Raw genomic sequence first — 1,820 nt, 5'->3', positions numbered from 1 at the left:
GGTCGGTGGCGCCGACTTCCGAAACCAGGGCACGAAACTCGCGGCCCTGCTCGGCACCGTTGAAAAGCTGGAAAACGATGCCGGTGTCGGCATCCGCCGGCATGAAGCTGATGGACACTTCCTTGCCGCTGTGGACGCCGGTGCCGGTAAGCGACGCGCGCGTCTTCAATGTCGTCTGATAGTCGTGCAAGACAATCCCCATAAGCCCGTAATGCCTAGGTCCGCTTCTCCAGCCCGAGGGCGCGGCTCTTGTGTGAATCGGTTGGCAGGGCGACTTCCCCCGAAATCCCGGCAAACCGATGATGGTAGGCAGCGAAGATAATGTCCCGTCAGGGAGACTCCAAATCACGGTTTCTTACTCTGTGTAACCGCGAACTGGAATGGGTGCGACTTTGTAAGTTATTGAAATCACATCATTTAAAACGTTAACAGGCAAGCGATTCCTCGCTTGCCTGTTAACAAATGTTACAGTCCGTTTACCAATCAGTTGGCCTGGCGGCGCAGGAACGCCGGAATCTCCAGCTGATCGTCTTCCTGAGTCGTCCTCACCTGCGGCGTCAGGCGGCCCTGATCGTCGAGTTGGCCACGGCGCGGCGCATAGAGCTGCGCATCCTGGCTGGCGAGGCGGCGCACTTCGGGCGCCGCCTGGCGCAGCTTGGGCTCACGCGGCTGCGCCGGCTGCAGCCTTGCGGGTTCTTCCTCGCGGCGGGTCAGTCCGTTGGTCAGGCGCTTCAGCAGGCCCATCGGTCCGCTGTTGTTCTCGTGGTCCACCGGGCGGCTCTTGGCATCCACCTCGGCCTTGACGACCGGCGGAAAGTCCTCGACGCGCGGCATACGCTGAGGTGCCATGGCAACAGGCTGCGGGGCTTCGCGCAGCATCTCGCGCGGCTGCGGGGCCGGCTGCATCTGCTGGACCACCGGCTGCGGCATCGGCTGTGCTGGCGGCGCCTGGAAGATCTTGCTCTGTGGGCGGAAATCTTCTGCGTGAGCGACAGGAGCCGGGCGCGCCTGCGCCATCGCCGCGGCATTGGCTTCGGCCAGTTGGATGGCTTCGGCGACAGGGTCGACAGCGCGTGGCTCGTAGGCCGCCTGCTGAACAGGCGCCGGGCGAGCCTCCGCGATCTGAGCCGCCGGGCGGCTGACCGGCTTCGGAGGCGCCGTGCGGATCGAGATCGGCGCAGCGGCGATTTCAGCCGCCGATTTGTCGATGCCGGTGGCAACCACCGAGACGCGGATGACGCCTTCGAGTTCCTCGTCGAAAGTGGCGCCCAGGATGATGTTGGCGTCCTGGTCGACTTCCTCGCGGATACGGGTCGCCGCTTCGTCGACTTCGAACAGCGTCAGGTCGCGGCCGCCCGTGATCGAGATCAGCAGGCCCTTGGCGCCCTTCATCGAGGTTTCGTCGAGCAGCGGGTTGGCGATCGCCGCTTCGGCGGCGGCCATCGCGCGGCCCTCGCCCGAAGCTTCGCCGGTGCCCATCATCGCCTTGCCCATCTCGCGCATGACCGAGCGCACGTCGGCGAAATCGAGATTGATCAGACCTTCCTTGACCATCAGGTCGGTGATGCAGGCGACACCGGAATAGAGCACCTGGTCGGCCATGGCGAAGGCATCGGCGAAGGTGGTCTTGTCATTGGCCAGCCGGAACAGGTTCTGGTTGGGGATGACGATCAGCGTATCGACGCATTTCTGCAATTCCTCGATGCCGAAGTCCGCGGTCTTCATGCGGCGCTGGCCTTCGAAGTGGAACGGCTTGGTGACGACGCCGACGGTGAGGATGCCCTTTTCGCGCGCTGCGCGGGCAACGACGGGAGCAGCAC

2 protein-coding genes are annotated in these 1,820 nt (G+C 64.1%); both read right to left on the bottom strand.

Annotation, left to right across the window (positions count from 1 at the left end; all coding sequences use genetic code 11):
* Positions 1 to 202, bottom strand: a 202-nt coding sequence (locus EN994_RS29630; RefSeq protein ID WP_206530529.1) for a UDP-3-O-acyl-N-acetylglucosamine deacetylase, incomplete at its 3' end; no start/stop codon positions are given.
* Between the two features lie 281 nt (positions 203 to 483).
* A partial coding sequence (locus EN994_RS29625) for a cell division protein FtsZ (protein WP_127308063.1) occupies positions 484 to 1,820 on the bottom strand: 1,337 nt, incomplete at its 5' end.

The organism is Mesorhizobium sp. M7A.F.Ca.CA.002.09.1.1, assembly GCF_003998555.1.
In the GTDB taxonomy this organism is placed as follows: domain Bacteria; phylum Pseudomonadota; class Alphaproteobacteria; order Rhizobiales; family Rhizobiaceae; genus Mesorhizobium; species Mesorhizobium ciceri.
Note: the sequence above shows the minus strand (reverse complement) of the source record. Positions and strands in the feature narration are given on the sequence as shown.